Origin of the sequence: Salinicola tamaricis, assembly GCF_003006155.1 — a bacterium.
Taxonomy (GTDB): Bacteria; Pseudomonadota; Gammaproteobacteria; order Pseudomonadales; family Halomonadaceae; genus Salinicola; species Salinicola tamaricis.
In genome coordinates, this window is record NZ_CP023559.1 from 1,964,366 (window position 1) to 1,980,981 (window position 16,616).

General features: G+C 66.4%; 14 protein-coding genes and 1 pseudogene. 12 read left to right on the forward strand and 3 right to left on the reverse strand.

Going from position 1 to position 16,616, the window contains the following annotated elements; genetic code table 11:
* Positions 1 to 196: 196 nt before the first annotated feature.
* Positions 197 to 784: a PDC sensor domain-containing protein gene (locus tag CN538_RS25170; RefSeq protein ID WP_340638303.1), complete on the forward strand. Its 588-nt coding sequence runs from the start codon at positions 197 to 199 to the stop codon at positions 782 to 784.
* Positions 712 to 2,286, forward strand: a complete 1,575-nt coding sequence (locus CN538_RS09055) for a methyl-accepting chemotaxis protein (protein WP_340638304.1) — start codon at positions 712 to 714, stop codon at positions 2,284 to 2,286. The genes CN538_RS25170 and CN538_RS09055 overlap by 73 nt, the downstream gene beginning before the upstream one ends.
* Before the next feature lie 23 nt (positions 2,287 to 2,309).
* On the opposite strand, the gene stpA is transcribed toward CN538_RS09055, so the two are convergent.
* Positions 2,310 to 3,611, reverse strand: a complete 1,302-nt coding sequence (stpA, locus tag CN538_RS09060) for a glucosylglycerol 3-phosphatase (protein ID WP_106420601.1) — start codon at positions 3,609 to 3,611, stop codon at positions 2,310 to 2,312.
* Between the two features lie 239 nt (positions 3,612 to 3,850).
* Between stpA and CN538_RS09065 the strand changes: the two genes are divergently transcribed.
* The 6 genes and pseudogenes from CN538_RS09065 to CN538_RS09090 all read left to right on the forward strand — a co-directional run.
* Complete coding sequence (locus CN538_RS09065) at positions 3,851 to 4,339, forward strand: pyridoxamine 5'-phosphate oxidase family protein (RefSeq protein WP_106419212.1); 489 nt, start codon at positions 3,851 to 3,853, stop codon at positions 4,337 to 4,339.
* A gap of 111 nt (positions 4,340 to 4,450) precedes the next feature.
* A complete protein-coding gene (locus CN538_RS09070; protein ID WP_106419213.1) occupies positions 4,451 to 5,470 on the forward strand; it encodes a CNNM domain-containing protein in 1,020 nt (339 codons plus the stop codon).
* A gap of 258 nt (positions 5,471 to 5,728) precedes the next feature.
* Positions 5,729 to 6,145, forward strand: a complete 417-nt coding sequence (gene dksA / locus CN538_RS09075) for an RNA polymerase-binding protein DksA (protein ID WP_106420602.1) — start codon at positions 5,729 to 5,731, stop codon at positions 6,143 to 6,145.
* 100 nt (positions 6,146 to 6,245) lie between these two features.
* On the forward strand, positions 6,246 to 7,481 hold the full coding sequence (gene zigA, locus CN538_RS09080; protein WP_277985136.1) for a zinc metallochaperone GTPase ZigA: 1,236 nt from the start codon (positions 6,246 to 6,248) through the stop codon (positions 7,479 to 7,481).
* 385 nt (positions 7,482 to 7,866) lie between these two features.
* A complete protein-coding gene (gene cml / locus CN538_RS09085; protein ID WP_106419215.1) occupies positions 7,867 to 9,081 on the forward strand; it encodes a CmlA/FloR family chloramphenicol efflux MFS transporter in 1,215 nt (404 codons plus the stop codon).
* Between the two features lie 163 nt (positions 9,082 to 9,244).
* Positions 9,245 to 10,207 (forward strand): annotated as a pseudogene (locus CN538_RS09090) (NADH:flavin oxidoreductase/NADH oxidase); the annotation flags it as partial.
* On the opposite strand, the gene CN538_RS09095 reads toward CN538_RS09090, so the two are convergent.
* Positions 10,191 to 11,672 (reverse strand): amidohydrolase, encoded by a 1,482-nt coding sequence (locus CN538_RS09095; RefSeq protein ID WP_422917563.1) that lies wholly within the window; start codon positions 11,670 to 11,672, stop codon positions 10,191 to 10,193. The pseudogene CN538_RS09090 and the gene CN538_RS09095 sit on opposite strands and share 17 nt — an antisense overlap.
* Before the next feature lie 4 nt (positions 11,673 to 11,676).
* Complete coding sequence (locus CN538_RS09100) at positions 11,677 to 12,534, reverse strand: GNAT family N-acetyltransferase (protein WP_106419217.1); 858 nt, start codon at positions 12,532 to 12,534, stop codon at positions 11,677 to 11,679.
* 268 nt (positions 12,535 to 12,802) lie between these two features.
* Between CN538_RS09100 and CN538_RS09105 the strand changes: the two genes are divergently transcribed.
* The 4 genes from CN538_RS09105 (at position 12,803) to CN538_RS22605 (ending at position 16,586) form a co-directional block, all read left to right on the forward strand.
* The gene (locus CN538_RS09105) at positions 12,803 to 14,278 is read left to right on the forward strand and encodes an aldehyde dehydrogenase family protein (RefSeq protein WP_106419218.1); all 1,476 of its coding nucleotides are present in this window, start codon (positions 12,803 to 12,805) and stop codon (positions 14,276 to 14,278) included.
* Between the two features lie 78 nt (positions 14,279 to 14,356).
* Positions 14,357 to 15,688, forward strand: a complete 1,332-nt coding sequence (locus tag CN538_RS09110; RefSeq protein WP_106419219.1) for an NAD(P)/FAD-dependent oxidoreductase — start codon at positions 14,357 to 14,359, stop codon at positions 15,686 to 15,688.
* A 218-nt stretch (positions 15,689 to 15,906) separates the two neighbouring features.
* The gene (locus CN538_RS09115) at positions 15,907 to 16,392 is read left to right on the forward strand and encodes an HAD family hydrolase (protein ID WP_242495715.1); all 486 of its coding nucleotides are present in this window, start codon (positions 15,907 to 15,909) and stop codon (positions 16,390 to 16,392) included.
* On the forward strand, positions 16,389 to 16,586 hold the full coding sequence (locus CN538_RS22605; RefSeq protein WP_242495716.1) for an HAD family hydrolase: 198 nt from the start codon (positions 16,389 to 16,391) through the stop codon (positions 16,584 to 16,586). Before CN538_RS09115 ends, CN538_RS22605 begins: the two co-directional genes overlap by 4 nt.
* Positions 16,587 to 16,616 lie beyond the last annotated feature (30 nt).

Consider the following 16,616-nt stretch of genomic DNA (forward strand, 5'->3'; position numbering starts at 1 on the left):
GTCTTTAGTCAAGCGGTGTCTAAAGTTTCCTTCGGTCACGGCGATATCTCTCAAGCCGCCACCGTGTTGGTACTCCGAGGGGAATTCGGGGCCGTCGGACCGGTGCCAGGCAATCTCAAAAGAACAAGCTGACTCGAGCGGCGTGAGCCGATCGACCGTAGCGTCACGGGCTACTGCCTTTTCGGGGGACTCTCTCATGCATTTCAAGTCCATACGTACGCTGGTCACGCTGCTGGTGGGGGCGTGCATCGTCTTCGTAGTCGCAGCGCTGGTGGGGTACACCGTCTACGCCAACGCGCGCTCGCAGGCGCTGGTGGATGCGCGTACCGACGCCTTGCTCACCGAGAGTATTCGCGAGCGCCTGCGGGCCGTGGCCGGGCGCGAGGCCGAACGCATCGAGGCGCCGCTCGATCACGCCCTGACCCTGGCGCACTCCCTCGCCAACACCAATGCGCTGATGGGGGCGGTCGATGATCAAGGCCGCCGCCGGCTGTCGCTGAGCCGTGACGGCCTCTCCAACCTGGTGCGCCAGACGGTGGTCGACAACCCCGACCTGCTCGACGCCTTCATCGGTTGGGAGCCCAACGCCTTCGGCAACGACGCCTACTATCAGGGCCGTGAAGATGCCGGCTACGGCAAGGATGGGCGCTTCATGCCGTGGTGGTACCGCACCGCCGATGGCAAGATCGAGGTGCTCGGCTCGGCAGCTCGATGGAGAGTGAGAAACCGATCCCGGGCGGCATCCGTGAGGGTGAGTACTATCTCTGCCCCAAGGAGACCCTGAAACCCTGCGTGGTCGACCCGCACCCCTTCGACTACAACGGCAAGACGCTGATGGTGACCTCGTTCAACGTGCCGATCCTGGTCGACGGAGAGTTCCGCGGCAGTGCCGGGGTCGACTTCTCGGTCGATTTCATTCAGGGGCTGTTGCAGCAGACCAGTCGCGGCCTCTACGACGGCGCTGGCGACTGGACACTGATCGCCCCGCGCGGCGGTATCACCGCCTATACCACCGATGCCGGGGCCGTGGGCAAGCCAGCCGGCGAGGTGTTCGATGCCAGTACCAATGCGCTGCTCGATCAGGCGCGCCAGGGTCAGCCGGTGCTGCGCGAGGAGGGCGGACAGGTCGAGATGGCGTGGCCGTTCCATGTCGGTCCGGCTGACGGCAAGCCTTGGATTCTGATGATTCGCCTGCCCGAGAGCGTGGCCATGGCCGGGCTCAGCGATCTGCAGCGCCAGCTCGCCGCCCAGCGCCATCGCGATACCCTGGCGATGCTCGCGGTGGGCGCCGGGCTGGCCGCGCTGGGACTGCTCGTGAGCTGGCTGCTCGGCGGCAGCCTGTCGCGGCCGCTCAAGCGGCTGGCGCAGCGCATGCACGAGATCGCCTCGGGTGATGGCGACCTGACCCAGCGGCTGCCGGTGCGCGGGCGCAACGAGAGCGCCGAGCTGGCGATCCAGTTCAACGCCTTCGCCGAGAAGATGCAGCAGGTGCTGATCGAGGTGCGCGACAGCAGCGACTCGGTCAAGCACGCCTCGCTGGAGATCGCCAGTGGCAGCGAGGATCTCTCGCGGCGCACCGACTCGATGGCGGCGAGCCTGCAGCAGACCTCGGCCTCGATCGAGCAGATCACCGGCACCGTGGAGCACACCGCGCACTCGGCACGCGAGGTCGACAAGCTGGCCGTCTCGGCCACCGAGGCGGCCCAGCGTGGCGGCGAGGTGGTCTCCAGCGTGGTCCAGACCATGGACGAGATCGAGACCTCGTCGCGTCAGATCGCCGAGATCGTGACCACCATGGACAGCATCGCCTTCCAGACCAACCTGCTGGCACTCAACGCCTCGGTGGAAGCCGCACGCGCCGGCGAGAACGGCCGTGGCTTCGCGGTGGTGGCGCAGGAGGTGCGCAATCTCGCCAGTCGCAGCGCGGACGCGGCACGTCAGATCAAGACGCTGATCGATGCCTCTGCCGAGCGCACCCAGACCGGCGCCCAGCGGGTACGCGATGCCGGTGCGGCGATGGACGAGATCGTCGCCAGTATCGCGCGGGTCAACGGCGTGCTGGGTGAGATCACCGCGGCCACCGGCGAGCAGAGCCAGGGCATCGGCCAGGTCAACCTGGCGGTGGCCGAACTCGACAGCGTGACCCAGCAGAACGCCGCCATGGTGCAGCAGACCGCCGCCGCTGCCGCCTCGTTGCAGCAGGAGTCTCAGCGCCTGGCCGAGACGGTGGGGGGGTTCACCCTGGATGACAGCGGCGGTGTCAGGCGGCCGGCCCTGGGACGATGAATCCGGGACGCTAAATCCGGACGCTATACCCTGGCCCGGCGCTGCCGGGCCAGCTCGCAGAAGAAGTCAACGTACTCGGCGTGGCCGCCGGTAAAGATCACATCGAGGCGTAGCGGGTCGTCGGGGTCGCTGATGCCGGCCAGCGCCGGCCACGGCGAGACGCTGGGGTCACGGGCATGGCGCGCCAGCCTTTCGGCGTCGACCCGGGCGCGGGCCACCTCGCCACCGCTGCTGTCGACGAACAGCACCCGGTTGGGGCGCTCGAAGGCATCCCCCAACTGCTGCACCAGGGTCAGGAAGCCGCGGTCGCTGCCGCCCCGCAGCGGAGTATCGCCGCTCTCCGCGGCGGTGACCGAGGTGAGCGTGTCGCCGACCCCGACGATCGTCGGCATCAGCGCCGGATCGAAGTGTTCACGCGCCAGCGCCAGCAGCGCCTGCGGGTCGCGCGGGGCCTGGCGCGCGTCGAACGTCTCCCCCAGCGGAGCTATCCCGGTATGTGCCTGATAGTAGCGATTGAGAATCGCCAGCACGCCGCTCTCCTTGACCGCGCCGCGCAGCATCAACTGGAAGTCGGTCGTGCCCTCCGCGGTACCTAGGCGTGGGCGCTCCTGGCCGGCGGTGTCGCGCCCAGCGTTGGGCGCGTAGTGGATGAAGAAGGCGTCCTCGAGCCCCGCCGCCTCGGCCGCCGCCAGACGCGCCTGCATGAACGCGACGACCGCCTCCTGCAGTTGCCAGTAGTCCTCAGGCGATGCCTGCCAGTGGCGCCGGAAGACATTGAGGTTGAGCGTCGGCGAGGCGAGGTTATCGAGCACCGCACTGGCGATCAGGGGCGCCCGCGTCTCGGCGTCCAGGGCGAAGGGCGGGCGAGCCAGGCAGTCATCGAGAAAGGTCTCGGCCTCGGCTGGAAAGCGCGCCAGGAAGTCGAGCTCCGCGGCGCTGACACCGGGGTGCGACACGCACCCGAAGCGGTCCTGCCACTGCACCCCGCCGGCGGCCAGGCCTGGCAGGTAGCAACCGCTCCGGCGCGCCTCGGCGGGGTCGTCGAAGTTCGCCTCCACTAGCGCGTTGACGCCGCGGGCGCCGACGTGCTCGCCGTTGGTAAGCACGAAGAAGTGCCCCGCCAGTGCGCCGGCGGCCTCCAGGTAGCGGCGCGGCAGATGCCGGGTCAGGGGGTCGTCGACCAGCCCCATGCAGACACCATCGAGGTCCTGGATGATCAGCAGGTTGGCACTCGCCGCCAGGGCCTGACCCAGCTCGGCGTGATCGAGCGAGAAGGGGCGGGGAGTCAGAGACAGCGCGTCGCTGGGGGGCTGCGGGTCGGTCATGGCGTGGGCGGGCTCCGAGGTCGATGCGTGGTCTGGTCGCGAGCGCCAGAGCGGTGCGGCAAACAAGATGGCTCGAGTATAGCCTCGGCTGCGGCGGGGCTCAGCCGGGGGGCACGTTGGACTTTGCTTAGCCGGCGCCGCGCAACTAGACTCAAGGAGTCGCCGAGCCTTCGGCGGCCACGCCCGGATGGCGTGTTGTCCGGTTCGCTTGCGGACCCCCACGGTGACAGGAGGCAAGGATGTCCAGCCCCGAACACAAGCAGAAGATCTGGCAGCTGATCGACGATATCAAGGTCGGCATGCTGGTGACCCTCGATGACGGCGTACCCCGCGCCCGGCCCATGCATCTGGTCCAGGATGCCTACGACGGCACGCTCTGGTTCTATACCCGGCGCAGCGCCGAAAAGGCGTTCGAAGCGCAGAGCGATCGTGACGTCTGCATCACCTTTTCCGATCAGAAGCACGGCGTCTACGTGTCGATGTCGGGCAAGGCGCGCCTGCGCGATGATGCCGAGCTGATCGACAAGTACTGGAACCCGTTCGTGGCGGCCTGGTTCGAGGGCGGTCGCGAGGATGACGATATCGCCATGCTGGAGATCGATATCGACTTCGGCGAGCACTGGCAGGCGCGCGAAAGCAAGGCCTTCCAGCTCTACGAGATCGCCAAGGCCAACGTGAAGAAGGACCATAAGCCAGACATGGGCGAGAACGAGAAATTCGGCCACTGAGCGTGACCGTGCGCCGCCGCCGTGCGCTCGGCGGCGGCGACGCCCGGTCGCCTTGACACGGCCCGGCCAAGTCCCGATAAAGAGCGCTCACTGGTCACATAGCGAACCCCCATGCTTCTGCTGACGGCTTTTGTCGTTCTCTCCATCGGCTTCTCGTTTCTGTGCTCGATTCTCGAGGCCGCGCTGCTCTCGCTGACGCCCAGCTACATCGCGCAGCTCCAGGACACGCGCCCCAAGCTGCACGACTCGCTCAATGCACTCAAGTCCAACATCGACCGCCCGCTGGCGGCGATCCTCACGCTCAATACCATCGCCCACACGGTCGGTGCGACCGGGGTCGGCGCCCAGGTGGCGGTGGTGTTCGGCGATGCCCACGTGGCGATCGCCTCGGCGCTGATGACCCTGGGGATCCTGATCTTCTCCGAGATCATCCCCAAGACCATCGGCGCTACCTACTGGCGGACGCTGGCACCGATGCTGCCGCGGATACTCAAGTTCATGGTGTGGCTGCTGCTGCCGTTCATCTGGCTCTCGGAGATGATCACCAACCGCATCGCCAAGAACGAGGGCGATGTCGATATGCGCGGAGAGATCAAGGCGCTGGCCAGGATCGGCCTCGAGGGCAAGGCGCTGGACGCCGACGAGGCGCGCACCATCACCAATATTCTCAACCTCCACGAGATTCCGCTGAAGCGGGTGATGACCCCGCGCACCGTGTGCATGACGGTGGCGCCGGACATGACCGTGGCGGAGTTCGACCACGACTACGGCAAGACCCAGTTCACCCGCTTCCCGGTGATGGATGGTGCCGAGCAGGCGCTGGGTTACGTGCACAAGGCCGATACCTACCATGCCGAGGACGAGCAGCGGCTCAAGGCGCTGATGCACCCGGTGGCGATGGTCGACGAGAACGATAGCGTCGAGCATGTCTTCGCCGCCATGCTCAAGGATCACAACCACCTGCGCGTGGTCTACGACGATCACGGTAGCTGGGTCGGGCTGATCACCATGGAAGACGTGATCGAGACGATCCTGGGCCAGGACATCGTCGACGAGACCGATAACGTGCATAACCTGCGCAAGTACGCCAAGCAGCGCTGGCTCAAGCGGCTGCGGCCCCATGCCGACTGAGGGCGGGCAACGGGGATAGCCGTACAACCCCCATCGCTGCGATAGCCACGATGGCGTAAGGGCGGTGGGGAATACCCGAGGGGGCGTCTTTGACGCCCCTTTTTCGATTGTGTGATCTGCCGCGCTGCTATCCGCTGCGGTGATCAGAAAGGGAGTTTGTGCTTGGCTGCTTTATTGTTATGTTATAACATAAATGGCGTTGCGCGGACCGATGCCGGGCCGCATTCGAGCCTGGAGGTGGCCATGGCGCGATCACCGATGACAGACGAAACACAGCTGCTGGCGATGCCGGCGGCGGACTACATGAACGAGGCCCAGCTGGCGTTCTTCCAGCACCGGCTCGAACGCGAGCGCGAAACGCTGGCCGCGGCCCTGGAGGAGACCCGCGCGATCATCGTCGACAGTCGTGGCGACGGCGACGATGCCGATCTCGCCGCCAACGAAGAGACGCTGAGCCTGCTGCTACGCCAGGCCGACCGCGAGACCCGTTTGCTGCGCAAGATCGAGGCAGCGCTCAAGCGCATCGAGTCCGGCGACTACGGCTTCTGCGACGAGACCGGCCAGCCAATCGGGCTAAAGCGGCTGCTGCTGCGCCCCACCGCCACGCTCTGCCTGGAGGCCAAGGAGCGCCAGGAGCAGCGCGAACACCACTATGCCAAGCGCCGCAGCGCCTGACCCCAAGCGCTGCAGCGTGAGAGGCGCTATGGCGCCGCGGTCCTGACGCGCACCGCACCAGCCGCGCCCTGGCAACGACCGATGCCGTGAGGAAACGATCATGAGTGAAAAAACACGGGGTGAACCGCGCCCCATGGCGCAGCCGCTTCCCGTCACCGTGCTGTCCGGCTTTCTCGGCGCCGGCAAGACCACGCTGCTCAACCATCTGCTCAACAACCGTGACGGCCGGCGTATCGCGGTGATCGTCAACGATATGAGCGAGATCAATATCGATGCCGCCCTGGTCGAGCGTGAAGTCGATCTCAACCGCGCCGAAGAGAAGCTGGTCGAGATGAGCAACGGCTGCATCTGCTGCACCCTGCGCGAAGACCTGCTGATCGAGGTGAATCGTCTCGCCGAGGAGGGGCGCTTCGACTACCTGGTGATCGAATCCACCGGCATTTCCGAGCCGCTGCCGGTGGCCGAGACCTTCACCTTCGAGGATGAGCAGGGCCGCAGCCTATCGCAGGTGGCGCGCCTGGATACGCTGGTCACGGTGGTCGACGGCGCCAACTTCCTGACCCAGTACTACGAAGCCAAATCGCTGGCCGAGGCCGGTGAAAGCCTGGGCGAAGAGGACGAGCGTAACGTCGCCGACCTGCTGGTCGACCAGATCGAGTTCTGCGACGTGCTGCTGATCTCCAAGAGCGATCTGATCGACGCCGCCCAGCTCGCCGAGGTCGAGGCGGTGCTCAGAACCCTCAACCCGGATGCCGAGATCCATGCCATCAGCCACGGACAGATCGCCCTGGATCGGGTGCTCGATACCGGCCGCTTCAGTTTCGAGAAGGCCCAGCTCGCCCCGGGCTGGCTCAAGGAGCTGCGCGGCGAGCATGTCCCCGAGACCGAGGAGTACGGCATCAGCAGCTTCAGCTTCGAAGCGCGCCGGCCGTTCCACCCGCAGCGCTTCTTCGAGCTGCTGCACGGCGACTGGGGCGACGGCCGTCTGCTGCGCTCCAAGGGCTTCTTCTGGCTCGCCAGCCGGCCCGAGTTCGCCGGCCAGTGGAGCCAGGCCGGCGGCATTGCCCACCACGGCTTTGCCGGTCTGTTCTGGCGAGCAGTGCCCGAGTCGCGCTGGCCCCAGGACCCGGAGTATCTCGCCTCGATCCGGGAGAAGTGGGAAGAACCCTTCGGCGACATGCGCCAGGAGCTGGTGTTCATCGGCCAAGGGCTCGACGTGGCGGGCATCCGTCGCCGCCTGGAAGCCTGCCTGCTCGACGACGACGAACTGGCCCGCGGCAAGGTGTACTGGAAAAGCCTGCCCGATCCCTTTCCCGACTGGGGTGTCGCCGCCTGAGCGATGCGCCCGCTGAATCTCTGTGGTCTGGTCTCCACCAGAGTCTTTCCCGGCCCCTTGGCCGGGTTTTTTTATGGCGCCCGGGACTCGATAGCACGCTCTCTTCTTCCTACAGGAGAATAGGTTGCCCCCTCCTCCTGCGTCTGTCGCATGAGCAAGGGTGGCTATAGCCACGTCAGGCATTGCTACGGCTGGACGGATCACATAGGCTCGAACCGTGTCTTGGCAATGACTCGTTCAAGGAAAGACGATGGGAGCCAGCATTACTGCAGAGAACTGAGCCGCAACGACGTCTGTAGTTGTTGCGGCACTCTGCGAGATCGATCCTGCCTGATGGATGACGAGCAGATGCCGCCCGATATTCTCGATCGAGCGGTGATTCGTCATGACTCAACCTCCCTCTGCGTGGCGGCATACGTTACCGGCAGCCCTGCTGCTGATGGCGCCTTTCGACATTCTCGCTTCTCTGGCGATGGATATTTATCTTCCGGTGGTTCCGGCCATGCCCGGTCTGCTGGATACGACGCCTGATGTGATCCAACTGACACTGAGCCTCTACATGGCGCTGCTCGGTGTGGGTCAAATGATTTTCGGGCCGATATCGGATCGTCTCGGGCGGCGGCCGGTCCTGCTGGCCGGGGGCGCCATCTTCGCCATGGCGTCCTTGGGTGCTGCGTTTTCTGACACGGCGACTCCCTTTGTCACCTTCCGTCTGTTGCAGGCATTCGGCGCCTCGGCAATGCTGGTAGCGACATTCGCGACGATTCGCGATGTGTACGCGAGGCGCCCAGAAGGTACCGTCATCTACGGGCTATTGAGTGCAGCGCTTGCCTTCGTCCCTACGTTTGGCCCCATCGTTGGTGCCTTTGTCGGTCGGTATCTGGGATGGCGAATGATATTCGTGCTGCTGGCCGTGCTGGCAGTGGTGGCTCTGATGCATGCCGGCATGCGATGGCACGAGACACGCCCGGAGTCCAGAGCAGAGGCATCCCGGTCCTTGTCCTCGATTCTCGCGAGTCTCGATTTCTGGGTTTACACGCTTGGTTTCAGCGCTGGGATGGGGAGTTTCTTCGTCTTCTTCTCAACGGCTCCGCGTATGCTCATGGACCGCGCTGGTTATTCGGGGATCGAATTCAGTCTGGCTTTTTCGAGTGTTGCGCTCGTCATGGTTTTGACCACGCGATGCGTCCGGTCCTTCGTCACCCAATGGGGAAATGTGGGTTGTGTATTACGCGGAATGGCTCTGTTGATAGGCGGCGCGCTGCTGCTGGGCGTGGGCGCGCTCTGTTGGGAACCCTCGTTCTCCACGCTCATCGTGCCTATGTGGGTGATGGCGATCGGCATCGTCTGTACGGTATCCGTTACCGCCAACGGCGCACTCGGGGCGTTTGACGATATCGCGGGAACGGCAGTCGCCCTCTACTTCTGTATCCAGAGTCTGATCGTCAGTCTCGCGGGCACGCTGTTAATCATCCTGCTGGACGGAGATACGGCATGGCCCTTGATCTGCTATGCCACGACGATGGCGATATCGGTGTCTGCAGGGTTGACGCTGTTACGACTGCGTGACGCCGTCGCAGAGGGATCTACACCTGACTGACACCTCTCGGTCGATGCGCCATTGCTCGACCGGCGTGGCGCATGCCGCATCAGGTAAGACGCGAAGCACCGCACGGAAAGCATCTGCAGTGGGGATATTGCACTGCAATTATTAGCCAGCTACATTTTGTGCCATTCCCTTCCGCGACAGGAGCCGCGACCCGATGGCATCTCCGCAACTCTTCTCCCCGCTGGCGCTCGGCGGGCTGACCCTGCCCAACCGTATCGTGATCTCGCCGATGTGCCAGTACTCGGCCGACGGCGAGGGCAGCATGACCGATTGGCATACGATCCACCTGGGCCAGCTGGCGCTCTCCGGCGCCGGCCTTCTGATCATCGAGGCCTCGGCGGTGGCCGAAGCGGGGCGTATCACCCCGGGCGACGTCGGGCTCTATTCCGACGCCAACGAGCAGGCGATGGCGCGTACGCTCGCCTCGGTACGCGCTCACTCGCCGATGCCCATCGGCATCCAGCTCGGCCACGCCGGGCGCAAGGCCTCCTGCCAGGCCCCCTGGGAGGGCGGCAAGCAGTTGAGCCTGGAGGCGGGAGGATGGCAGACCCTGGCGCCTTCCGACGTGCCCTATCAGGACGATCAGCGCCCGCCGCAGGCGATGACGCTCGACGATATCGCGGCACTCAAGGCGGATTTCGTCGCCGCGGCGAAGCGTGCCGAGCGTCTCGGTTTCGATCTGATCGAGCTGCACGCGGCCCACGGCTATCTGCTGCATCAGTTCCTGTCGCCGCTCTCCAACCAGCGCGAGGACGCCTACGGCGGCAGCCTGGAGAACCGCATGCGCCTGGTCCTCGAGATCTTCGAGGCGGTGCGTGAGGTATTCCCGGCAGACAAGCCGGTGGGCATTCGCATCTCCGGCAGCGACTGGGTCGAAGGCGGCTGGGATCTGGAGCAGAGCGTGGCCCTGGCTCAGGCGCTGGACGCCCGCGGCTGCAGCTTCATCGACTGCTCCGGTGGCGGGCTCGACCCGCGCCAGGCCCTCGACGTCGGCCCCAGCTACCAGGTGCCGTTCGCCCGGCGCATGAAGCAGGAAGTCGCCATGCCGGTGATCGCGGTGGGTCTGATCACCGAACCGGAGCAGGCCGAAGGGATCGTCTTCAGCGGCGACGCCGACGCCGTGGCGCTGGCCCGCGGCATGCTCTTCGATCCGCGCTGGCCGTGGCACGCCGCGGCCAAGCTGGGGGCCAGCGTGCACGCACCCAAGCAGTATCTACGCAGCCAGCCGCATACCTTGAAAGGGCTATTCGGCTAGTTCGCGTCCGTCGACATCCGCTGTCTCGCCGGCGAGTGCCAGCGCGGTGCTCGCCAGCGCCTCCAGCGTCGGCGCCAGGGTCCGCTTCGTCGAAATCGAACTCGGGGTGGTGGTGGCCGGCCGCGAGTCGGGTGCCGAAGATCAGATAGGCGGCTTCTCCGCCCCGCTCGATGACGCGACGCATCAGCAGCGTCGCGTCCTCCGAGCCAGCTGGCGTGGTGTCGTGGGTGATCAGCTCACGGATGCCTGCTCGGCCCTCGAGTGTCGTCGCGATGCGTTCGACCAGCGCGGGACTCGAGGCGCACTCCACTGCGGCGCCGAGACGCGCGATGGTCAGCTCGACGCCCTGCATGCGCGCCGCACCTTCCAGCACCTCCCGAGCCCGGCCCTCGACGTAGTCGTTGATCGCCGTGGTGCTGCCACGTGTCTCCAACTGCATGAAGGCCGTGTCGGCGATCACGTTGCGCCCGCTGCCGGCTTCCAGGCGGCCGACGTTGAGCCGCGAGGCGCCACCGGCATGCGGTGCGATCGCATGTAGCGCCTGCACCGCCTGAGCGGCGGCGAGCAGGGCATTGCGCCCCTTTTCGGGTTCTCCGCCGGCATGGGCGGCGCGCCCGGTGAAGGTGACGTCGAGCTTGGTCGTTGCCAGAAAACCGTCCGCACCACAGATCAGCGTGCCCTCGGGCTGCCCCAGCCCCAGATGGGTGGCGATGAAATGATCGACGTCATCGACCACGCCGGCCGCGACCATGGCCCCGGCACCTCTGACACCCTCTTCGGCCGGTTGGAAGAGCAGCTTGATGCGGCCGCTGAGGCGTGAGGCGAGCGCCGGCAGCAGATGTGCCAGACCGAGTCCCAGGGCGGTGTGTCCATCGTGGGCGCAGGCGTGCATCGACCCCGGGTGGCAAGAGCGAAACCCCAGGCGCGCGGGCACGTGGGTGTCGGCCTCGCTCTCGCGGATCGGCAGGGCGTCGAGATCGAAGCGGTAGGCGAGCGTCGGCCCCGGACGGCCGGTGTCGAAGGTGCCGACGACGCCGGTCAGCCCACCCTCCATGGCGGTCAGCCAGCGCGCGACACCACCCTGGTCGCGGGCGCGCGCCAGGGCGTCGGCGAGCGTCGCGGCGTCGGGCACGCCCAGGCGCGCCTCGCGGTCGACGACCGCCTCGCCGACGGCGACCTGGTAGCCGAGCGCATCGAGGCTTTCCGCCACGAGACTGGCGGTGCGGAACTCGGTCCATCCTTGCTCGGGGTGGCGGTGAAAATCCCGCCGCCAGGCGATCAACTGTGGCGCGAGCGCCTCGATCTGTGCCGCCAGCGAGTGAGGCATGACGTTACCCCATCGTCTGTGTCGTCAGTCCGACGCGAGTCGGGCCAGGAATGTCCGGTAGCGCGCCGCGTCGCATCCGTTCGATGCGATCGACACAGCGCAGCCCCGCCGACTGGAGCCAGTCGTCGTTCGGATCCGGATCGACCAGGTCGAGCCGCACGAAATGGCCTTCATGCTCGGCGAACAGAGCCTGGATGAGCGCGCGCGCCGCCGTGTCGGAATCGGCAAGGACCGGCCCGATATGGTGGCCGCGTCCGAAATCCCGCCATAGCGCACACCCTTCGAGACGTCCGTCCACGTCCAGCACCATCCCGTGGGTGGCTTCGCGCACCGCCAGCGCATGAACCGGGTTATCGGGCACCAGCGCCAGCAGGGCTTCCCGGTCCGCAGCCCTTGCCGGCCGCAGGTGCGGCAGCGACGGTGCCGGGGTCGGCTCGATGATGCCTTGGTACTGACAGACCAGATTGCAGGTCTCGAAGCCCAGCTTGCGGTAGAGCGGTGCCCCTGCTGTCGTCGCCACCAGGGCGAGCGGTCGCTCACCGGCCAGGGCCATGAGGTGAACCAGGATCTCGCGCCCCAGGCCGCGCCCCTGCCAGGCGTCGTCGACGATGATCAGGCCGAGTGTCGCCATGTTCCCGTGGTCGGTGCAGAAACCGGTGCCCACCAGCTCGCCGCTGTCACTGCGCAGGGCAATGCCCTGGCCGACCTCGAGCATCTGGGCCCAATCCTCGCGGCGGTGGGGCCAGCCGAGCCGGCGCGACAGCTGCAGGGCATCGTCGAGGTCCTGGGTATCGAAACGGCGATAGCCGAGCGTGGCATCGCGGGATGACAACTGGGGGGCCGCAGTCGCGTCTTGGGGCATGTCGGCGTTCTCCTGTATTCGAGGGCTCCGTGGCGGGTACTTTACTCAGCGTGAGGTGCGGCCGGCCACGCGCGAGCGGCGGATTCTCGGAATTCGGCAGAATGCGCCGAGAGAAGGGAGGTTCGACGCATCAACTGCGTCAGGCAGGTGGACTCTCGGCACCCTGTGCTGGGCGTTCCGCCATACGATGGTAGCTAGACGACGACGGTGACTGTCGCGGTCTCCCGACGCGATGTCGTTTCCCCTATCTCTGACGGCAAGGTCCATCATGGCGAGCTTCGACCCCGATCGCATTTCCCTTCCTGACGGCCACTACATCCACGGTCGCCTCGTCCCGGGTACCGGGGCGCTGGCGGTATCCCGGCCGTCGGACGGCAAGGTCTACGCGATGCTGCCCGCGGCCGATGCCGGGTGCGTCGATGCCGCCGTCGACAGCGCGCGGCGCGCGTTCACCAGCAGCGACTGGGCGCGTCGTCCGCCGCGCGAACGTGCCAGGGTGATGCGCCGCTGGGCGGATCTGATCGAGGCCGACATCGATGATCTCGCGGCGCTGGAGTCCCTGGGCTCGACCCGGCCCATCGATCAGGCCCGCGCCTGGGATGTGCCCTATACCGCCGAAGGGATTCGTTTCTTCGCCGAATTCGCCGACAAGTGCGGTGGAGAGGTGGCGGCGACGGCATCCGATCATCTGGGCATGCAGATCGCCGAGCCGCTCGGTGTGGTGGGGGCCATCGCACCATGGAACTTCCCGCTCAGCATGACCTGCTGGAAGGTCGCACCGGCGCTGGCGGCCGGCAACACGGTGGTCCTGAAACCCTCGGAGATGACGCCGTTCTCGGCGGTGCGGCTGGCCGCGCTGGCGGTGGAGGCGGGCATTCCCCCTGGGGTATTCAACGTGATCCAGGGTAGCGGGCCGGTCACCGGCGAAGCGCTCTGCCGGCATCCCGGCGTTGCCAAGGTGACGTTCACCGGCTCCACCGGGACCGGACGCGCGATCATGCACGCCTGTGCCGACACCGGACCGAAACCGGTCACGCTGGAGCTGGGCGGCAAGAGCCCGCAACTGGTATTCGCCGACGTGCCCGATCTCGACCGTACCGCGCAGACGCTGGCCGCCGCCATCACCGGCAACGCCGGCCAGGTCTGCGTCGCCGGCTCGCGACTGCTGGTCGAGCGTCCGCTGCTGGCGCCCCTCGTCGAGCGTCTGCAGCAGCGCTTCGCCACGCTGGAACCGGGGCTGACCTGGCACTCTGGCACGCGATTTTCGCCGCTCATTTCCGCCGTCCAGGCCGAACGCGTGGAGACGATCGTCTCCCGCGCCCGCGAGGCCGGCGCCGAGCTCCTGGCTGGCGGCACCCGCTTCGAGACGGATATGGGGGGCTGTTTCTACCGCCCGACGATCCTGCAGGTGGGGGCTTCCGACAATCCGGCCGTGCGTGAGGAGATCTTCGGCCCGGTGTTGACGATCCAGACTTTCGACGACGAAGAGGAGGCGCTGGGCCTGGCCGAGCACGAGATCTACGGGCTCGCCGCGGGTGTGCACACCGCCGATCTGGGGCGGGCGCTACGAGCGGTTCGGCGGTTGTCGGCGGGCACCGTGTGGGTCAACCGCTACGGGCGCAGCAACGACTACATCCTGCCCACGGGGGGCTACAAGCGTTCCGGGATCGGCCGCGACCTGGGTCGGGCGGCCTTCGAGGCCAACCTGCAACACAAGAGTGTGCTGATCGACCTGACCCCGTGATGTCGTGCCTGTGCATGCCCTATTCGATACGCCGCCGGCGTGGCTGGCGGCGTTAACACCAACAAGAGGCTCTCGATCATGTTCGTCAATATGGACCCGGTTTTTGACAGTCCCGACTTTCCCGAGCAGGTGGATGTGGTGGTGATCGGGGGCGGCATCCTGGGCACCTGCGCCGCGTATGAACTGGCTCGCCGGGGCATCTCGGTGGCACTGCTGGAGAAGGGGTTGATCGGCTGCGAGCAGTCGAGTCGCAACTGGGGCTGGGTGCGTCAACAGAACCGTGCCCTGTATGAGCTGCCGCTGGCGATGCACAGCCTGAGCCGCTGGGAGGCCTTTTCGCAGGAAATCGGGCGTGACGTCGGCTTTCGGCGCAGCGGTATCGTCTATACCACCGATAGTCAGGAGAGTCTGGATACCTGGGAAGCCTGGGGTCGCCAGGCCCGTGAGCAGGGCTTCATCGGCCAGATGCTGAGCGCCGCGGAGGCACATGAGCGCGCACCGGGCACCACCTCGCGCTGGCTGGGCGGGGTCTGGTCGCCCACCGATGGGCGTGCCGAACCGGCCATGGCGTGTCCGGCGATCGCGCAGGGCGCCCAGGACCATGGCGCCCATGTGCATCAGAACTGTGCGGTGCGCGGGCTGGATCTCACCGCGGGCCGTGTCAGCGGGGTCTGGACCGAGCGCGGGCTGATCCGCACCGCGAACGTGATCTGCGCCGGAGGCGCCTGGAGCTCGCGTTTCTGCCGTCGTCACGGGGTGGACCTGCCCGCGGCCAACATCATGGGCACCGCGATTCAAACCACGGCAGCGCCCGAAGTGACCCCCGGCTGTCTGACCACCCCCAGACTCGCGCTGCGGCGACGGCTCGATGGCAGCTATACGCTGGCCATGCCCGGGCTGGGCCGGGTCGAGATCAGCCCCCAGGGGCTGCGTTACGCCACCCGGTTCTACAGCGCCTATCGCAGCAAGCTGGCCAAGAAGCTGCAGATCAGGCTGGGGCGCTCTTTCTTCAGCGGGCCGGAGGCGGCTGGACGCTGGGAGTTCGATCAGATCTCGCCGTTCGAACGCCAGCGCATTCTCGATCCCATGCCGGACATGGCGCTGGCCCGGGCCACGCTGGCTGCACTGCACGCCGAGTATCCGGCGCTGAAGGGTGTGCATCTGGCGCGCGCCTGGGCCGGCATGATCGATACGACACCGGATCTGGTGCCGGTCATCTCGCCGGTCGACGCGATTCCGGGCTTCACCGTCGCCTCCGGCTGCAGCGGCCACGGCTTCGGCATCGGCCCGGCAGCCGGGCAATTGGCGGCCGATATCGCCACCGATGCCACGCCAATGGTGGATCCGTCGCCCTACCATCTGTCGCGTTTTTCCGATGGCAGCCGTATCCGCCAGCCCGAGATGATGTGAATCCGTCGCCGCAGCCTGTGCTGTCCTTGGCCCCAAAAAGGGCGATTTGTGCCACCCCGGCGCCCGCTTTCAGCGTCGGCCACCGTCGACCCGGTGCTGTAATGAAAGCGATCGAATCGGCGCCGGTGCTCGGGTTGGCACCCCCTGCCGTCCAGATGAACGGTGGCCTGTGGCCCCATGGTTTTCCATGATCTTCAAGACAACAGGACGAAGCTCCCATGAGCGACATCATTCGCCCCAAGTACATCACCTTCGACTGCTACGGCACCCTGACCAACTTCCAGATGGGGAGTCTGACCCGCGAGATATTTGCCGACCGGATCCCCGACGCCGAGCGTATGGCGGCCTTCGTGAAGGATTTCGGCGCCTATCGCTTCGACGAGGTACTGGGGCCGTGGAAGCCCTACGCCGAGATCCTGTGCACGGCACTCGAGCGGACGTGCCAGCGCTGGGGCATCGAGTATCGCGACAACGAAGGCATGCGCTACTACGAGGCGGTGCCGACCTGGGGGCCGCATCCCGACGTGGTCGAGGGGCTGTCGAAGATCGCCGGCAAGATTCCGCTGGTGATCTACTCCAACGCCGATGACACGCAGATCATGTCCAACGTCCAGAAGTTGGAAGTCCCGTTTCACGAGGTGTTCACCGCCGATACCTTCACTTCAAGGTCTACAAGCCCCGCCTGGCCGCCTTCGAAGCCATGATCGACACCCTGGGTTGCCGCCCCGATGAACTGCTGCATGTCTCGTCGAGCTTTCGCTACGACCTGATCTCGGCCTCGCTGATGGGAATCGAGAACAAGGCGTTCGTGGCGCGGGGACACGAGCCCTACTGCGCCGGTTACGGTGCCACCGAGATCGCCGATATCCGCGGTCTGCCGGCGCTGGTCGGGCTCTGAGCACCGAGCTCGCCACCGCGTCCTTGTCGC